This window comes from Tsukamurella sp. M9C (assembly GCF_020169415.1).
GTDB lineage: Bacteria > Actinomycetota > Actinomycetes > Mycobacteriales > Mycobacteriaceae > Tsukamurella.
The window spans coordinates 13,670-30,032 of the sequence record NZ_JAIULG010000027.1 but is presented as its reverse complement, the minus strand read 5'-3'; the positions used below and the strand labels follow the sequence as shown (position 1 = coordinate 30,032).

The window sequence follows — 16,363 nt, the reverse complement described above, 5'->3', positions numbered from 1 at the left end:
CAACGCAGGACAGCCCGGCGAGCACGGTAGGCCCCTGCTTCCGCAGTGCGCGAACAGGGAATTGAAAGGAACTCCGTGACCGAAACGGACGTGACCACCAGCCCGGAGACGGCCACCGCCGCGGCCAGCACCACGCGGGCCGACGAGCGTCGCCGCTCGGGCCTCAACGGCATGGTGCTGGCCGAACTGCGAGGCATCGCGAGCGAGCTGGGGATCAAGGGGGTCTCCGGGCTCCGCAAGGGCGATCTCATCGCCGCGATCAACGACCACGGCGGCGCCGCCAAGGCCGCGCCGAAGGCCGCCAAGGCCGAGGCGCCGAAGAACGACGCCCCCAAGGCGGAGGCCCCGAAGGCGGAGGCTCCGAAGGCTGAGGCGCCCACGAGCGAGGTGCCCACGAACGACGCCCCCAAGGCGGAGGCGCCGCAGGCCGAGGCCGCCGACGCGCCGAAGACCGAGGGCCGCACGGCCCGCGCCCCGCGGGGCGAGCGGGCGGCGAAGGCCGACCGGGCACCGTCGGACGACGGCGACGCGAGCGCCCAGGCCGACGCGCCCCAGGGCGACGCCCCGAAGAACGAGGGCGAGCAGGGCCAGCAGGGTCAGCGCCGCGAGCGCAACCAGCGCCGCAACCAGAACGCCGACGGCGAGGGCCGCCAGCAGGGCGAGAACCGCCAGGACCGCCAGCAGGGCGACCGCCAGCAGGGCGACCGCCAGCAGGGCGACCGCCAGCAGGGCGAGAACCGCCAGGACCGCCAGCGCAATCAGAACAACAACCAGGGCGGCCAGGGCAACAACCAGGGCAACCGCAACCAGAACAACGGCCCGGACGACGACGGCGACGGCACGGGACGCCGCGGGCGCCGCTTCCGCGAGCGCCGTCGCGGCCGCGACCGCAACCAGAACGACGGCGAGCCGCAGGTCAGCGAGGACGACGTCCTGCAGCCGGTGGCCGGCATCCTCGACGTGCTCGACAACTACGCCTTCGTGCGCACCTCGGGCTACATCGCCGGGCCGAACGACGTCTACGTCTCGATGAACATGATCCGCCGCAACGGCCTGCGCCGCGGCGACGCGATCACGGGCGCCGTGAAGATGCCCCGCGACGGCGAGAGCTCGGGCGACACCGGCGGCAACCAGGGCGGCGGCGGTGGCCGGGGCAACCAGGCGAACCGGCAGAAGTTCAACCCGCTCGTGCGCCTGGACTCGGTCAACGGCCAGGACGTGGAGTCGGCGAAGAACCGGCCCGAGTTCAACAAGCTCACGCCGCTGTACCCCAACCAGCGACTGCGCCTCGAGACCGCGCAGAACATCCTCACCACCCGTGTGATCGACCTGATCATGCCGATCGGCAAGGGCCAGCGCGCCCTGATCTCGGCGCCGCCGAAGGCCGGTAAGACCACGGTGCTGCAGGACATCGCGAACGCGATCGCCACGAACAACCCCGAGTGCTACCTCATGGTGGTCCTGGTGGACGAGCGCCCGGAGGAGGTCACCGACATGCAGCGCAGCGTGCGCGGCGAGGTGATCAGCTCCACCTTCGACCGGCCGCCGGGCGATCACACCTCGGTCGCCGAGCTGGCGATCGAGCGGGCCAAGCGGCTCGTCGAGGGCGGCAAGGACGTGGTGGTGCTGCTCGACTCGATCACCCGCCTCGGCCGCGCCTACAACAACTCGAGCCCCGCGTCGGGCCGCATCCTCTCGGGCGGTATCGATTCGACGGCCCTGTACCCGCCGAAGCGGTTCCTGGGCGCGGCGCGCAACATCGAGAACGGCGGCTCGCTGACGATCATCGCCACGGCGCTGGTCGAGACCGGCTCCACCGGCGACACCGTGATCTTCGAGGAGTTCAAGGGCACCGGCAACGCCGAGCTCAAGCTGGACCGCAAGATCTCGGAGCGGCGCGTCTTCCCGGCCGTCGACGTCGCGGCGTCGAACACCCGCAAGGACGAGCTCATCATGGCGCCCGACGAGGCCGCCGTGGTGAACAAGCTGCGCCGGCTGCTCGCCGCGCTGGACAGCCAGCAGGCCATCGACCTGCTGATCAGCCAGCTCAAGAAGACGCAGAACAACATCGAGTTCCTCATGACGGTGCAGAAGAACAGCGGCTTCGGCGACAACGACTGACCGCATCACGCAGACGACGGCGCCCCACTCCTTCGGGAGTGGGGCGCCGTTGCGTGTTCAGGGGTGTTTCGGCACGTTCTCCGTCGTGCGCACCATGAACACGTCGACGGCGTCCTCATGCACCGTCTCGAACCCATGGCGTTCATACAGCCGCCGGGCCGGGCTGCCGAGCGGGACGTCGAGGCGGACCGTGTCGGCGGTGGTGAGAACCTCGCTCAGCACAGCGGTGCCGATGCCTTGGCCCTGAGGAGCCTTCCCGCGGGAGGTGTTCACAGAGTCCGGGGTTGCGACCCGATGATCGGTGAGGAACTCCCGCGGGAGTGGACGGGCGTGTAGGCGACCGGCGCCGGAGTGAAGAACCCCCGCGGGAGCACCGTGGGGCGCTGCGGGAGACGACGGCACCGTCGGGCGGGCCGACGGGGCGCGCCTACTGCGGCAGGAACGGCGTGATCGCCGCGGCGATCTCCGTGCCGCGGTTGCAGTCCCGGTTGCCCACCTTCTGCAGTCCGATGTAGAGGACGCCGTTGGTGAGCGACTTGTACGCGGTGATGCAGTAGTCGGGTGTGTTCGTGTTCGTGCTCGGCACCGTGAAGGAGCGCCACTTCGTCGTGCCCGACACCGACACCGCCGCGCCCGTCTCCCACGAGTTCGACGTCTCGAAGGTCGCGAACTTCACGTCCGCGTTGCTGGCCTTCGAGTCGGAGCCCTTGCAGGCGTACTTCGCGCCGGCGGTGCCCGACCGCTGCCCCGGGTCATCGGCGAGCGGGCTGATGCCCAGCGTCGAGATCGTGGTGGGCGGTAGCAGGCACGGGTCGATGAAGCCGTCGCGCACCGTCGAGGTGTTGCTCACCGGTGTCGTGGTCGCGGGCGTCGACGGCGCGCTGCTGGCGGCGGTGCTGGTCGGGGAGGCGACGGCATCGTCGGAGCTCGTGCTGAGCGCGAGGATCGAGACCGCGGCCACGGCCACCACCGCGACCGCGGCGATCGCGCCGATGACCACGCCCTTCTTGGTGCCGCCCTGCTGCGGCGACTGCCCGGCGAGGCCCACCGGCCCGCCCTGCCACGTGCCCTGCGGGCCCGCGACCTGCGGATTCGACACCGGGCCCGACGGCCGGGCGAAGGGCTGCGAGGGCACGCCCTGGAACGGCGGGGGAGTCGCGGGACGGAAGCCCGCGCCGGGCGGCGGCGTCGCCACCCGCGTGGTCGGGTTCGACGGTGCCTGCCCCTGCGGGTACGCGCCCGCCGCGGCGGCGTGCAGGGCCTGCGCGAAGTCGTGGCACGTCGCGTACCGCTGCTGCGGCGCCTTGGCCATTCCGCGGGCGATCACGGCGTCGATCGCGGGCGGGAGGCCAGGGCGCTGCCGCGACGGCGCCGGGGGCGGGGCCATCAGGTGGTCGCGGATCACCGCGGTACCGCTGCTCGCGCCGAAGGGCTTGGCGCCCGTGAGCAGCTGGACCGTGGTGCCGGCGAGGCTGTACTGGTCGCTGCGGCCGTCCACGGGGTCGCCGCTGAGCTGCTCCGGCGAGGCGTAGTCGAGGGTGCCGACCACCATGCCGACGGAGGTCAGGTCGCTGTGCTCCTGCTGCTGGCGGGCGATGCCGAAGTCGCCGAGCATGACGCGCGGCGTCGAGCCCGTGGCGTCGATCATGATGTTGCCGGGCTTGACGTCGCGGTGCAGCAGGCCCTGGGTGTGCGCGTAGTCGAGCGCCGCCGCCACCGCGTCGACGATGGTCAGCACCTGGTTCACCGGCAGCCCGGTCGGGTTGCTCGCGAGCAGCGCCGAGGCGTCCTGGCCCGGGACCAGCTTCATGGACATCCACAGCCGGCCGTCGTCGTTGCCGCGGTCGTACACCGGGACGATGTTCGGGTGGTCGAGCCGCGCCGCCATGTCGGCCTCGCGCTCGAACCGCGCCCGATACGTCGGGTCGTGGGAGAAGGCCGTGGGGAGCACCTTCAGGGCGTCCACGCGCGGCAGCCGCGGGTGCCGCGCGGCGTACACCGCGCCCATGCCGCCCGCGCCCAGCAGGCGCTCCACGACGTAGCCGCCGATCACGGTCCCGGCGGGCTCGATCGCCGGTCCATTGCCTGACTCGTTCACGTCTTCACTCCCGGATTTCTCGAGAACTCGGCCCGCTCGCTTCGCTCCCGGCGCCGGTCTGGTGACAGCTCGTAGCTAACACCGGCGGACTTGCGGCGCGCCAGTCAACCACCAAACGTCCGCCGCATCGTGACCACGGCGTCGTCGCCCACCTGCGGGAGCCGGGAATTTCTCGAAGCCCAGTGCGTTCTGGCATACTGGAACGTCGGTATGGGTTCCGGTTCACGGTCCTGGCGCACGCCAGGGTCGACCCGGCGACCACGAACGAGAAGGACGGCAATCATGAAGCAGGGTATCCACCCCGAGTACGTGGCCACCACCGTTGTGTGCGGTTGCGGCAACACGTTCGAGACGCACAGCACCAAGGCCGACGGCCGCATCAACGTCGAGGTCTGCTCGCAGTGCCACCCGTTCTACACGGGCAAGCAGAAGATCCTCGACACGGGCGGCCGTGTCGCGCGCTTCGAGAAGCGCTACGGCAAGCGCGCCGGCAAGGCCACCGAGGCCGCAGCCGACTCGCAGTAGCTGTCCCGCCGACGCCCGTCCTGCCCCGCAGGCCGGGCGTCGGCGCGTTTCACGGGTACCCCAGCTCCCGCATCGACCCGCCCCGTCCGAGAAAGGCACCGCCGCCATGAGCGCCTCGTCCCCCTCCGCGATCGACGACATCCTCGCCGAGTACGCCGGCCTCGAGCAGCAGATGTCCGACCCGGCGCTGCACAACGACCCGGCCGCCGCGCGCAGGGTGGGCAAGCGCTTCGCCGAGCTGGCGCCGGTCATGGCGACGCACCGCAAGCTGGAGGCCGCCCGCGAGGACCGCGCCGCCGCGCAGGAGCTGGCCGCCGACGACGCCTCCTTCGCCGAGGAGGTGACCGCGCTGGGCGAGCAGATCGTGACGCTCGAGCAGCAGCTCACCGACCTGCTCGCGCCGCGCGACCCGCACGACTCCGACGACGTGGTCCTCGAGGTCAAGTCGGGGGAGGGCGGCGAGGAGTCCGCCCTGTTCGCCGGCGACCTCGCCCGCATGTACCTGCGCTACGCGGAGCGCCGCGGCTGGAAGGTCGAGACCCTCGGGGCCACCTACTCCGACCTCGGCGGCTACAAGGACGCCACGTTCGCGATCAAGTCCCGCGGCGCCGGCGCCGACGGGACCATCGACGGGGTGTGGGCCCGGATGAAGTTCGAGGGCGGCGTGCACCGCGTGCAGCGCGTCCCCGCCACCGAGAGCCAGGGCCGCATCCACACCTCCGCGGCCGGCGTGCTCGTCTACCCCGAGCCCGACGAGGTCGAGGAGGTGCAGATCGACGAGTCCGACCTGCGCATCGACGTCTACCGCTCCTCCGGCAAGGGCGGGCAGGGCGTCAACACCACCGACTCCGCGGTCCGCATCACGCACCTCCCGACGAACATCGTCGTGACCTGTCAGAACGAGCGCTCACAGCTGCAGAACAAGGCCCGCGCCATGCAGGTGCTGGCCGCGCGCCTGCAGGCCCTCCGCGAGGAGGAGGCCGAGGCCGCCGCGTCGGACTCCCGGGCCGCGCAGATCCGCACCGTCGACCGCTCCGAGCGGATCCGCACCTACAACTTCCCCGAGAACCGCATCGCGGACCACCGCATCGGCTACAAGTCGCACAACCTCGACCAGGTCCTCGACGGCGAGCTCGACGCCCTCCTGGACGCCCTTCAGGCGGCCGATCGCCAGGCGCGCCTCGAGGCCGAGTAACCCGGCGTGACCCGACCCACGATGCTGGCCGCCGCCGCGACGGCCCGGCTGGCGGAGGCCGGCGTCCCGTCGGCGCGGTTCGACGCGGAGGTCCTGCTCGCCGAGGCCCTCGGCATCGACCGCGGGCGGATCCCGATCGCCGACGACGCCACCCCGGAGCAGGCGGCCGCGTACGAGGCCCTGCTGGCCCGGAGGGCGGCCCGGGAGCCGCTGCAGCACATCCTGGGCCGCGCCTACTTCGGCCCGCTCACGCTGGCCGTGGGGCCCGGCGTCTTCGTCCCGCGGCCCGAGACCGAGCTCCTCGCCGTCTGGGCCGCCCGGCAGGTCGGGCGCGGCGCCGCCGTCGTCGACCTCTGCGCCGGCTCCGGCGCGCTGGGCCTGTACCTCGCGGCGACGGTGCCCGACTCCCGCGTCGTGCTCGTCGAGCGCGACCCCGCGGCCCTGGACTACCTGCGCCGCAACGCCGACGCGGCCGCGCTCGCGGGCTCGGCGACGGTGCTCGACGCCGACGTCCGCGACCCGGCGCTGCCCGCGCGCCTGACGGAGCTGCTCGGCACCGTCGACCTGGTGGTGTCCAATCCGCCGTACGTGCCCGAGGGGGCGGAGCTCGACCGGGAGGCGGCCGCCGACCCCGCCGTCGCGCTGTTCTCCGGCGCCGACGGGCTGGACCTGATCCGCGACCTCGCGCCGCTCGCCGCTCGACTCCTCGCCGCCGGGGGCGCCGTGGGCGTCGAGCACGACGACAGCAACGGCGCCGGCACCGCCGAGCAGTTGCGCGCGGCCGGCTTCGGCGGCGTCGCCGAGCACCGGGACCTCGCGGGAAGGCCCCGGTACGTGACTGGCAGGATGGACCCGTGAGCATCGCCAGCCGCGCCTTCGACTGCACCGACCCGGAATCCCGTGCCGCGGGCCTCAGCGCCGCCCGGTCCGCGCTGAAGGGCGGCCACCTCGTGGTGATGCCGACCGACACCGTCTACGGCATCGGCTGCGACGCCTTCGACGGGCGCGCCGTCGCGGCCCTGCTCGCCGCGAAGAACCGCGGCCCGGACATGCCCGTCGGCGTGCTGGTGGGCTCGTGGAACACCATCGACGGGCTCGTCAGCCGCGTCAGCGACGCCGCCCGCGAGCTGACCCGCGCCTTCTGGCCCGGCGCCGTCTCCCTCGTCGTCGAGCAGGCGCCCAGCCTCGCGTGGGACCTCGGGGACACCCGCGGCACCGTGATGCTGCGGATGCCGCTGCACCCCGTCGCGATCGAGCTGCTGCGCGAGGTCGGGCCGATGGCGGTCTCCAGCGCCAACGTCTCCGGCCGGCCGCCCGCCGCCACCATGCTGGAGGCGCGGGATCAGTTGGGCGACTCGGTCGACGTCTACCTCGACGGCGGGCCCTCCGAGCACGCCGCGCCGTCGAGCATCGTCGACCTGTCCGGGCCGCAGCCGCGCGTGCTGCGCGAGGGCGCCGTGAGCACCGCCCGGATCGCCGAGGTCCTCGGCGTCACCGTCGAATCGCTGGCCTGAGCTACTTCGTCGGGCCAGCGGTGCCGCCGACGTCGGTGATCAGCCAGTTCTGCGCCTTGTCCAGCGTCACGTCGTAGCGGGTGAGCAGCTCGCGGCCGGCGGTGGCCTGCACGTTGTTCGCGGTCACCGTCACGAACACGGCCACCTTGTAGGTCGAGTCGCTACGGCTGGTCACCACCGCGACTGGGTCGGTCCCCTTCGACACCCACTGCAGCGGCTGCAGCAGCTGGTTCATCGCGCCGGCCGTCGCCTCGAGCTTCGCCTTCAGCGCCGGCGAGACACCGGTCGTGATCGCGGTGCGCCACGGGGTGAGGTCGCGGTAGTCGAAGGTCGACGACCCGATCGCGTACTTCCCGGCGACGTCCTCGGCCTTGGCGTCGTCGGCCGCGGCCTGCTGGGTGGTTGCCAGCTCGGCGCGCGCGTCGTCGGCGCGGCCCTGGGCGCCGCTCCACAGCACGGCGAAGGTCACCGTCGACGCCAGGAGCGCGAGCACGAGGACGGACGCGACCACCAGCCCGGCCACCAGGCCGGCCGAGCGGCGCGGTGGGGGAGTGGGGGCGCCGAACCCCTGGGGCGCGTAACCCTGGGGTGCGTACCCCTGAGGTGCGTATCCGGGCGGCGGGATCTGCGGCTGATTCACCATTCGATGATCGCACGTTCACGAGAACAACGAAGCGCCCGGACCCATGCGGGATCCGGGCGCTTCGGCGGGACGGCTACGGCGTCAGTTGCCCGGAGCGGGCGTTTCCGCGGGCGTCTGCGCGCCCTCGGTCGGTGCCGCCGGGGTCGGCTGAGTGGCCTGCGACGACGGATCGGCGAGCGAGCCGCCCACGTCGGTGATCTGCCAGTCCTTGTCCTTGTCCAGGGTCACGTTGTAGACGGTGACCACCTCGCGGCCGCTGGCGGCCTGCACGTTGGTGGCTTCGACCTTGACGTAGGCGCTGACCTTGTAGATCGGGCCCGACTGCGAGTTGACGACGGCGTCCATCACGGTGCCCTTGGACACCCACTGCAGCGGCTGCAGCAGCTGGTTCATGGCGCCGGCGGTGGCGTCCATCCGCGTCTTGAGGTCGGGGGAGACGCCCTTGACGATGGCCGCGCGCCACGGTCCGAGGTCGCGATAGTCGAAGGTCGAGGCGCCGGCGGCGTACTCCGCGGCCACCTTCTCGGCCTGCGACTTCTCGGCGGCGGCGGCCTTCATGTCGCTGTTCTCGGACTTCTGCAGGCCCCACAGCACGCCGAAGGTGATCGACGCCGCGAGCAGGGCCAGGATCACGACGGTGATGACCACCGTGGTGACGGTCGCGCCGGCGGTCAGGCCCGCGGCCTGGTTCCGCGTCGCCGCGGCCCGGGCCGACGCCTTCGGGCGGCGCACGGGCGCCTCCACGACGTCGTCCTCGTCGTCCTCGACCGGGGGAGCGGGGCGCTTGGCCGTCTTCGCGGCGGGCGCGGCCTTCTTCGCGGTCGAGACCTTCTCGGTCGGAGCCTCGTCCTTCGTCGCGATCTCCTCGGTCGCGTCGGCGGTCTCCTCGGCCGCCTCGTCGACGGTGTCCTGCACGGTCTCCTCGGTCGCCGCGGCCTCGTCAGCGAGGTTCTTGTCGTCCGGGGTGGAATCAGTCACTTGTCGCGTAGCCAATCGTGTCGGGGTTCGTCGGTCCGGTGGAGCGCTACTTCTTCGGCGGGATGACCACCGTGAGGTTCGCGGCACCGTCGGAGCCGACCGTGTTCAACGCCTGCGAGAGTAGCGCGGCCATGTCGATCTGGGGCAGCACGTCCGTCAGGGCCTGCACCACGGGCACCAGCGGCTCGGTCATCGGACCGAGGTTCGACAGGAGCTTGCTGGTGTTCGGGGCGATCTTCATCAGGAACGGGTTGACCGACTTCGTGAGCATCTCGGGCCCGTTGATGCCGTTCATGAGGACGTCCAGCGCCTTGAGCACCTCGACGTCCTTGACCACGAAGGTGCGGGTCGCGGGACCGAACTCGGAGATCGCGCCCGGCAGCCAGTCCATGTCGGCCTGGTAGTCCTGCGTGTTCTCCATCATGCGGCGGATGTTGGGCATCCGGGCAGTCAGGGTACGGGCCAGCAGATCGCCGGCCTGCGAGATGTTCGGCAGCGAGCCCTGCGTGTTGCTGGTCGCGTCCGCCAGGGTTTCAGTGATGCCGCCGAGGTCCGTCGAGTTGATGTTGCTGGTCAGGCCCGAGATCAGCTGGAAGGTCTCGGGCAGCGACAGCGGCTCCTTGATCTTCGCGATGTCGATCGTCGAGCCGTCGGCCAGGTACGGGCCGTTGAGGTTCTCGGGGCGGAAATCGATGTACGGCTCGCCGACGGCGGACAGCTGCTCGATGCGCAGGCCCGTGTCCGACGGGATCTTGTACTTCCCGTCGTAGCGGAACTTCACGACGACCTTGCCGTCCTTGCGGTCGATCGTCTCGACGTTGCCCACCTTGACGCCGCGCAGCAGCACGGAGGAGTCGGGGAGCAGCTGGTTCGCGTTGTCGAGCTTCATCGTGACCGAGCGGTAGTCCGCCAGCGGCCGCCAGTGCAGCACGCCGAAGGCGATGTACGCCGTGCCCAGCACCATGACCAACGCGAAGGTCAGGAGGCTCAAGAAGGTGCTCTTTTTCACGGAACTGCTCCCACCATCCGAAGGTTGTTGACCGCCTGGCGGGCGGCATCGGAAGTGGGCACGTTCCCGTTGGTGCCCAGCTCCTTGACGTTGACCTTGGCCCCGCTGGAGAGGAACGGCAGGATCTTGTTCTTCAGCAGGTCCTCGAGGTTCGCCAGGTTCGCCTGCCGGCCGTTCATGTTCGGCCAGCCGGGGAACATCAGCGGCTTGATCACGCCCGCGACGGTCGCCGTCGAGGCGTCGAGCAGCGGCGCGGTGAAGATCAGCGGGGAGAGCGCGTCGGACAGCCGGCTGAGCAGCTTGATGGCGCCGGTGGTCAGGTCGAGCGTGTCCCCGAACCAGTCGTCCGTCGGCTTGAGCAGGGCGACGAGGATCTGGTCGTTGTCGTTGACCGTCGTCACGAGGCCGCCGACCGACGTGATCGCCTGGCTCACGTTGTCGCTCTGCGCGCCGAGGTCGACCACGGTCTGCGAGACCGTCTTGACCAGGCCGGAGAGCTTCTGCGGGTCGGCCGGCAGGTTGCTGTTGATCCGACTGAAGGTGTCCTGCAGCTGCATCAGGCTGCCGCTGCCGAGGAAGTTCGCCAGGTCGGCGAGGATGTCCTCGATCTGCGTCGGCGGCTTGGTCTGCGTCGTCGGCAGCGTGTCGCCGCCCTTCAGCGGCGTGCCCGGCTTGCCCGGCGTGGTCTTGAGGGCCACGTAGGTGTCGCCGAGGATCGTGTCCTGCTGCAGCGTCGCGGTGACCGTGTTGGGCACCTGGACGCCGTTGTTGATCTTGACGTCGACGACGGCCTTGCCCTCTTCGAGCGTCACCTTCTGCAGGCGGCCGGAGACCACGCCGTCGAAGACGACGCGCGCCCGGTCGGGCAGGTTGAGGACGTTCGTGAAGTCGAGGTGCACGACGTAGCCGTCGCCGCCGCCCGGCTGGCCGGGGGCGGGGATCGCCGACGGGTTGAAGGGCACGGAGCCGCAGCCGGCCAGCACCGCGCCGGTGGCGACGGTGGCCACGCCCATCGCGAGGGCCCGCCTGGTGAATGGATTGCGCATCAGTACGCCGCTCCCGTCGCGCGCAGGACCGTGGAGATGAGCTCCACGTTGACGTGGCCCGCATCGGCGACCTTGCACTGGCCCGGCGCGAACCGGTTCAGGTTGTTGCAGGTCTGGGCCGGGTTCTTCGACGGCACCAGCGCTGACGGCGGCCGGTACGTGATCTTGGTGGCCAGGGTCTTCTTGTCGACGCTCACCTGGAAGGCCCGGATCAGCGGCGGCAGGATGTTGAGCAGGTCGCCGAACTGCTTGGTCGTCGCCGCCAGCAGGGTCGTGGTGGGGACCGTGACCTCGAGCAGGGGAGCGATGAAGGCGCCGTACTTGTCGAAAACGGTGGCCAGCACCTTCACCAGCGGGACCAGCTGCGGGAAGGCGCCGATACCGGTGTCCATCAGCGGCTCGCCGACGTTCTTGATCCGGAACGCGTACTTCGTGAGGAAGGCGCGCATCTCGTCCCAGTTCTGGACCAGGCCGTCGGACGCGGGGGCGAAGGCGTCGAGGATCGCCGCCACGTCGCCCATGCCGGGGCCGGGGTTGCGCATCAGCTCGCCGAGCTTGTTGGTGAGCGCGGAGATCTCCGGGCCCGTGCCCTGCGTCGCCTTGTTCAGCGCGGGGATGGAGGCCATCGCCTTGCGGAACTCCTCGTCACCGCCGCCGACGGTCAGATCGTCGACGACCTTCGAGACCGCCTGGAGCGACTCGGTGATCGACAGCGGCGTCTTGGTGTTGGTGATGCACTTGCCGGGCTGCCACGTCGGGCCGCCGGTGTAGGTCTGGAGGAGCTCCAGGCGGCGCTGGGCGACCAGCGAGTCCGCGATCGCGACGACACCGACGTTGGTCGGCAGCTTGCGGTCGGCGGGCAGGTCGAAGTCGACGCGGGTCGTGGCGCCGTTCGGGGTGATCTTGGTGATCTCGCCGATCGGGTAGCCGAACTGCGCCACCTTGCTGCCGGTGAACAGGCCCACCGAGTTGTCGAGCTCGGCGCAGTACGAGGTGGTCTTCTCGGTGAGGCCCTTGAAGGCCACACCGCCGAGGACCAGCGCGGCGGCGACGATGACCACGAACGCGGACATCGCGCCACGGGAAGCGAGGAACTTACGCATCAGCAGGTCACCCCCGGGCTCGGAATGCAGACATTGGTCGCGAGGAAGGTCTGCTCGGACTGGTTCAGCTGGATCGTGCCGTCGGGCGCGATCGTCTTCTGCAGGCCGGCCAGCATCTCCTTGGCGTTGGCGATCGCGGGCTCGGCCTGCTGCACCACCTCGCGGGCCTTGGCCACCAGCGCGTCGAAGCGGCTGGCGAGCGGGTCCACGTTGTTGAGGTAGACGTTGAGCAGGGGACCGAGGCGCTGCACGAGCTGCGTGGTGTTCGACAGGTAGCTCTTGAAGCCGGCCAGGTTCACCTCGGCGGCGGAGAAGAACGTGCTCATGTTCCGCATCAGCGAGAGCAGCAGGTCGCCGTTCTGGTTGATGGTCGTCGAGTACTCGCCCATCACCTTGACGAAGTCGCCCGCCTGGTCCTGCTGACGCAGGATGTTCTCGAACATCTTGTTGAAGGTGCCGACGGTGTTGCGGATCGACTCCGGCTGGTCCTCGAGCGCCTGGTTCAGCTGCGACATGGACTCGCGGATCGGGGTCGCCTTGATCTTCTCGACCTTCGGCGTGGCCTGCTGGAAGGTCTCCAGGAGGCTGTACGGCATCGACACGCGCTCCGGCGGGATCGGCTTGTCGCCGAGGCTCGTCGTGCCCATCGGGGTCAGCGCCATGTAGTAGCCGCCGACGGTGGTCAGCATCTTCATCGACGCGGTGGTCGCGTCACCGAGGAAGACGTCCTTGTCGACGCGGAACTTCACTCGCACCCGGTCGTCGAGCAGCTCGACGTCGGAGATCGATCCGACGCTGATGCCGGCGACGCGGACGTCGACGCCCGAGCGCACGGCCTGCGCCTCCTTGAAGTCCGCCGAGTACTCCTTGGTGCCCGGCTGGAATACGAAGAGGTAACCGCAGATCGCCAGGACGATGACGGCGATCAGGGCGCCGACGATGCCCCAGTTCAGCTGGTACCGGCGGTCCTGCGCCGCCGTCGGCAGCGGACGGTTGAAGAGGTTCACTTTGGATTGCATACCGTCACCTTCTGACCTGCGACGAAGAGATTCATCATGCCGGGGAGCTTGGCTTGGCCCTTGCTGCAGGTCGCCGAGACCGCGGGCCCCGCCTGCGGCTTCGTGCCCTCGTTCAGGAGCTGGACGATGCCGGGGAGGGTCGCGAGCGCGTTCACCAGCTGCTCCGCCATGGGCATCGCGTTGCTGACGATGGCGTCGAGCGGCGGGTTCTCGTTGGGCGTGAGGCCCAGTGCCGCGAGCAGCGCGTTGGTGCGGCTCACCACACCCGAGGTCTTGTCGGACCACTCGCGCATCGAGTCGATGTTGCTGGCCAGCGTGCGGGCGAAGACGTCCAGCTGCTGGAGCACCTTCGTCAGGCCGGGGGAGGCCCCGCCGATGGACTCCGATACCGAGCCCAGGTTCGTGATGAGCTGGGTCAGGACGCGCTGCCGGTCGTTGCTCACGGCCATCAGCTTGTCGAGCGAGCCGAGCAGCGGGCCGAGGCCCTCGCCGTTGCCCTGGATCACCGCGAGCACCGACTGCGACAGGTGGTTGATGTCATCGGCGTTCAGCGTCGACAGGACCGGCTTGAGGCCGACGAAGACCGACGTGATGTCGAACGAGGACTGCGTGTACTTCTCCTCGATCGTGCTGCCGGGCTTCACCTCCGCCGCCGTGCTCTTCGGCGTGGGCCGTACCTCCAGGAACCGGGAACCGGTGAGGTTCTGGTACCGGATGGCCAGCGTGTCGTCGGCACGGAACTTGCGGTCGCGCTGCACCGAGAACGTCACGGCCGCGTTGGAGAGCCGGTGGTCCGAGGACTGCTTGACCGCGATGTCCTTGACCTTGCCCACCTGCACACCGAGCATGCGCACATCGTCGCCGACCTTGAGGCCGGACACGTCCTTGAACTCGGCGTGGAAGGTGTCGAGGTCGCCCTGGGGCGGCCGGGTCAATGCCTGCATCACCAGTACGAGCAGCAGGATCATCACCGCGGCGAAGACCACGATCTTGATCGAGGTCGCCTTCATTGACTTCATCGTTGGCTCAGCTCCCAGGCTTCGTGGACGTCGGGGTGCTCGGCTTCGCGGACGACGGTGCGCCCTGCGACGGCGTCGCCGGCTTGGTCTCGCCCGGCTTCGCCTCGGTGGGCTTCTCGCCCGGCTTCGGCGGGATGTAGGTGAACGTCGGTGCCGGCGGCAGCATCGCGCCGATGGCAGGGTAGTCGACCGACAGCCGCAGGTTCAGCACCGGCCCGTTCGGGGTGTTCGGCATGGCCTTGCGGACGTTGTCGATCAGCTGCCCGATCTGGATGCCGACGCCCGTCGCGCTCCCGTTGGGGAAGGCGTTGAGCAGCGGCTGCATCAGGGCCACCAGCATCGGCGTCGCCGTCTGGAGTCCCGCCAGGGCCTTCGGGTCGAGGATCTTCTGCAGTGCGGCGGTCAGGCTGTCGCGCTCGTTGGTGAGCGAGTCCAGCGTCGCCTTGCCGCGGTTGACCCACCCCTTGTCGTGCACCGGCGCGTAATCGAACAGCGTCTTCACGGCCGGGATGAGCGCCGTGGTCGCGGAGTCGGCGCTCTCGATGGCCTGCGTGATCACCGGGAAGGTCTGCGCGGTCGTGAGCCGCTGCGTGTCCTGCACTGCCTGCGCGACACTGCCGAGGGCCGTGAAGAGCGGGAGCATGGCCTTCGACGAGGCGTCGAAGTTCAGCAGGATCTGGCTCATGTGCGGGCGCAGGGCGTCGCTGTTGACGTCGCCGATCGTCATGATCATGTTCGAGACGGTGTTGTCGGTGATCGGCTTGGTGGGCGCGATCTGGGCGCCTTCCTGCAGCGTGCCGCCGCCGTCGTGCGGGGTCAGGATGACCTCGGAGACGCCGAACAGGTTGCCGGCGGAGTAGGCGGCCTCGAGGTTGTTGGTCAGCGACTTGCCGTCGGCCGACTTCATCGTGACCTTCACGCCCTGCTGGCCGTTGCCGAGGGCGGAGATACCGGTGACCTCACCGACCTTGATGCCCTGGATCCGGACGGGCGCGCCGTCCTTGATGCCGGCCGCCACCGCGGGGGAGCGGAGCGTGAACGAGAACTCGTCCTTGGGCCACAGGGCCTTGACCAGCCACCCGACGAGCAGGATCGCGAGGATGACGGCGACAGCGATGAGCCCGCGGCGCCGCAGCACCGACCGCTCGATCGACATTCCTGGTACGGAAACGACTCCCATTGGTTACCCCTTGAAGTAGACCGGGGAGGTGAAGCCCCACAGCGCGACGGTCATGACGAGGTTGAGGACGACGACGGCCACGAGACTGGCGCGGATGGCTCGGCCTGAGGCCGTACCGACGCCCTCCGGACCACCGGAGGCGAAGAAGCCCTGGTAGCAGTGGATGATGATCACGGCGGTCAGGAACACGGCCACCTTGATCACGGAGAAGACGATGTCCGATCCGCTCACGAACTGACTGAAGTAGTGGTCGTACGTGCCGGATGGCATGCCGTACACCGATTTCACCACCCAGGCGCAGGAGAGCCAGGACAGGATCAGGGTGATCAGGTAGACGGGGACCACCGCGATCAGGCCCGCGAGCACGCGGGTCGTCACCACGAAGGACACCGAGCGTAGGCCGAGGGACTCGAGCGCGTCGATCTCCTCGTTGATGCGCATGGCGCCGATCTCGGCGGTCATTCGGCAGCCGGCCTGTGCCGCGAAGCCGACGCCCGCGAGCATCGGGGCGAACTCACGGGTGTTCGCGAACGAGGCGACCACGGCCGTCAGGGGGCCCATGCCGAGCATGTTGAGGATGGCGAAGCCCTGCACGGCGACGATGCCGCCGACGGTGATGCCGAGGACCGCCAGCACCGGCGCGGTGCCGCCGCCGACGACGAGCGCGCCGCGGCCCCACGTGATGTCCGTGAGGATGTACATGATCTGCGACCGGTAGTGCTTGATCGCGTGCGGAACGGTGCGGATCACCTCGGCGATGAAGGAGACGACGTGGCCGATGGTGTCGAAGAGGCTCCAGGCCGATCCGGATGCTCCGAACAGGTTGAAGAACCAGCGTGTGCCCCGAGGGCGATAAACGGTTGCCATGTATCAGCTCACCTGTTCAGGGACGAAGGCGGTCGGTACGGCGGTG

The 16,363-nt window shown here is 70.0% G+C and carries 16 protein-coding genes; 5 read left to right on the top strand and 11 right to left on the bottom strand.

The window, feature by feature from the left end; genetic code table 11:
• Positions 1–75: 75 nt before the first annotated feature.
• Positions 76–2,121, top strand: coding sequence for a transcription termination factor Rho (rho, locus tag LB823_RS14185; RefSeq protein ID WP_374201330.1), 2,046 nt, complete (start codon positions 76–78; stop codon positions 2,119–2,121).
• A gap of 57 nt (positions 2,122–2,178) precedes the next feature.
• Here the strand turns inward: rho and LB823_RS14180 are convergent, their stop codons facing one another.
• Positions 2,179–2,394 carry an N-acetyltransferase gene (locus LB823_RS14180; protein WP_224647878.1) on the bottom strand — a complete coding sequence of 72 codons (216 nt, stop codon included), beginning with the start codon at positions 2,392–2,394 and terminating at the stop codon, positions 2,179–2,181.
• Positions 2,395–2,548: 154 nt separating this feature from the next.
• Positions 2,549–4,219 (bottom strand): serine/threonine-protein kinase, encoded by a 1,671-nt coding sequence (locus LB823_RS14175; protein WP_224647877.1) that lies wholly within the window; start codon positions 4,217–4,219, stop codon positions 2,549–2,551.
• A gap of 282 nt (positions 4,220–4,501) precedes the next feature.
• Here LB823_RS14175 and rpmE point away from each other — a divergent pair, with 282 nt between their 5' ends.
• The 4 genes from rpmE (at position 4,502) to LB823_RS14155 (ending at position 7,453) form a co-directional block, all read left to right on the top strand.
• On the top strand, positions 4,502–4,744 hold the full coding sequence (gene rpmE, locus LB823_RS14170; RefSeq protein ID WP_224647876.1) for a 50S ribosomal protein L31: 243 nt from the start codon (positions 4,502–4,504) through the stop codon (positions 4,742–4,744).
• A 106-nt stretch (positions 4,745–4,850) separates the two neighbouring features.
• A complete protein-coding gene (gene prfA, locus LB823_RS14165) occupies positions 4,851–5,939 on the top strand; it encodes a peptide chain release factor 1 (protein ID WP_224647875.1) in 1,089 nt (362 codons plus the stop codon).
• 6 nt (positions 5,940–5,945) lie between these two features.
• Positions 5,946–6,797, top strand: coding sequence for a peptide chain release factor N(5)-glutamine methyltransferase (gene prmC / locus LB823_RS14160; RefSeq protein ID WP_374201329.1), 852 nt, complete (start codon positions 5,946–5,948; stop codon positions 6,795–6,797).
• A complete protein-coding gene (locus LB823_RS14155; RefSeq protein ID WP_224647874.1) occupies positions 6,794–7,453 on the top strand; it encodes an L-threonylcarbamoyladenylate synthase in 660 nt (219 codons plus the stop codon). The genes prmC and LB823_RS14155 overlap by 4 nt, the downstream gene beginning before the upstream one ends.
• A 1-nt stretch (position 7,454) precedes the next feature.
• On the opposite strand, the gene LB823_RS14150 is transcribed toward LB823_RS14155, so the two are convergent.
• The 9 genes from LB823_RS14150 to LB823_RS14110 form a co-directional block, all read right to left on the bottom strand.
• Positions 7,455–8,093 carry a hypothetical protein gene (locus tag LB823_RS14150; RefSeq protein ID WP_224647873.1) on the bottom strand — a complete coding sequence of 213 codons (639 nt, stop codon included), beginning with the start codon at positions 8,091–8,093 and terminating at the stop codon, positions 7,455–7,457.
• 84 nt (positions 8,094–8,177) lie between these two features.
• On the bottom strand, positions 8,178–9,074 hold the full coding sequence (locus tag LB823_RS14145; RefSeq protein ID WP_224647872.1) for a hypothetical protein: 897 nt from the start codon (positions 9,072–9,074) through the stop codon (positions 8,178–8,180).
• Positions 9,075–9,120: 46 nt separating this feature from the next.
• Entirely contained in the window at positions 9,121–10,065 is a 945-nt protein-coding gene (locus LB823_RS14140; protein WP_224647871.1) for an MlaD family protein, read from the bottom strand.
• Between the two features lie 14 nt (positions 10,066–10,079).
• On the bottom strand, positions 10,080–11,129 hold the full coding sequence (locus tag LB823_RS14135; protein ID WP_224647870.1) for an MlaD family protein: 1,050 nt from the start codon (positions 11,127–11,129) through the stop codon (positions 10,080–10,082).
• A complete protein-coding gene (locus tag LB823_RS14130) occupies positions 11,129–12,202 on the bottom strand; it encodes an MlaD family protein (protein ID WP_224647869.1) in 1,074 nt (357 codons plus the stop codon). Before LB823_RS14130 ends, LB823_RS14135 begins: the two co-directional genes overlap by 1 nt.
• A 29-nt stretch (positions 12,203–12,231) precedes the next feature.
• A complete protein-coding gene (locus LB823_RS14125) occupies positions 12,232–13,251 on the bottom strand; it encodes an MlaD family protein (RefSeq protein WP_224647868.1) in 1,020 nt (339 codons plus the stop codon).
• The gene (locus tag LB823_RS14120; protein WP_224647867.1) at positions 13,236–14,261 is read right to left on the bottom strand and encodes an MCE family protein; all 1,026 of its coding nucleotides are present in this window, start codon (positions 14,259–14,261) and stop codon (positions 13,236–13,238) included. Before LB823_RS14120 ends, LB823_RS14125 begins: the two co-directional genes overlap by 16 nt.
• Positions 14,262–14,277: 16 nt before the next feature.
• Entirely contained in the window at positions 14,278–15,426 is a 1,149-nt protein-coding gene (locus tag LB823_RS14115; RefSeq protein ID WP_224647866.1) for an MlaD family protein, read from the bottom strand.
• A gap of 27 nt (positions 15,427–15,453) precedes the next feature.
• The gene (locus tag LB823_RS14110) at positions 15,454–16,317 is read right to left on the bottom strand and encodes an ABC transporter permease (RefSeq protein ID WP_224647865.1); all 864 of its coding nucleotides are present in this window, start codon (positions 16,315–16,317) and stop codon (positions 15,454–15,456) included.
• Positions 16,318–16,363: the final 46 nt, after the last annotated feature.

What these genes read in the sequence shown, in the direction of transcription:
- rpmE (WP_224647876.1), top strand. Translation starts at nt 4,502, where the DNA reads ATGAAGCAGGGTATCCACCCCGAGTACGTGGCCACCACCGTTGTGTGC.
- prfA (WP_224647875.1), top strand. Translation starts at nt 4,851, where the DNA reads ATGAGCGCCTCGTCCCCCTCCGCGATCGACGACATCCTCGCCGAGTAC.
- LB823_RS14135 (WP_224647870.1), bottom strand. Translation starts at nt 11,129, where the DNA reads ATGCGCAATCCATTCACCAGGCGGGCCCTCGCGATGGGCGTGGCCACC.
- LB823_RS14130 (WP_224647869.1), bottom strand. Translation starts at nt 12,202, where the DNA reads ATGTCCGCGTTCGTGGTCATCGTCGCCGCCGCGCTGGTCCTCGGCGGT.
- LB823_RS14125 (WP_224647868.1), bottom strand. Translation starts at nt 13,251, where the DNA reads ATGCAATCCAAAGTGAACCTCTTCAACCGTCCGCTGCCGACGGCGGCG.
- LB823_RS14120 (WP_224647867.1), bottom strand. Translation starts at nt 14,261, where the DNA reads ATGAAGGCGACCTCGATCAAGATCGTGGTCTTCGCCGCGGTGATGATC.
- LB823_RS14115 (WP_224647866.1), bottom strand. Translation starts at nt 15,426, where the DNA reads ATGTCGATCGAGCGGTCGGTGCTGCGGCGCCGCGGGCTCATCGCTGTC.
- LB823_RS14110 (WP_224647865.1), bottom strand. Translation starts at nt 16,317, where the DNA reads ATGGCAACCGTTTATCGCCCTCGGGGCACACGCTGGTTCTTCAACCTG.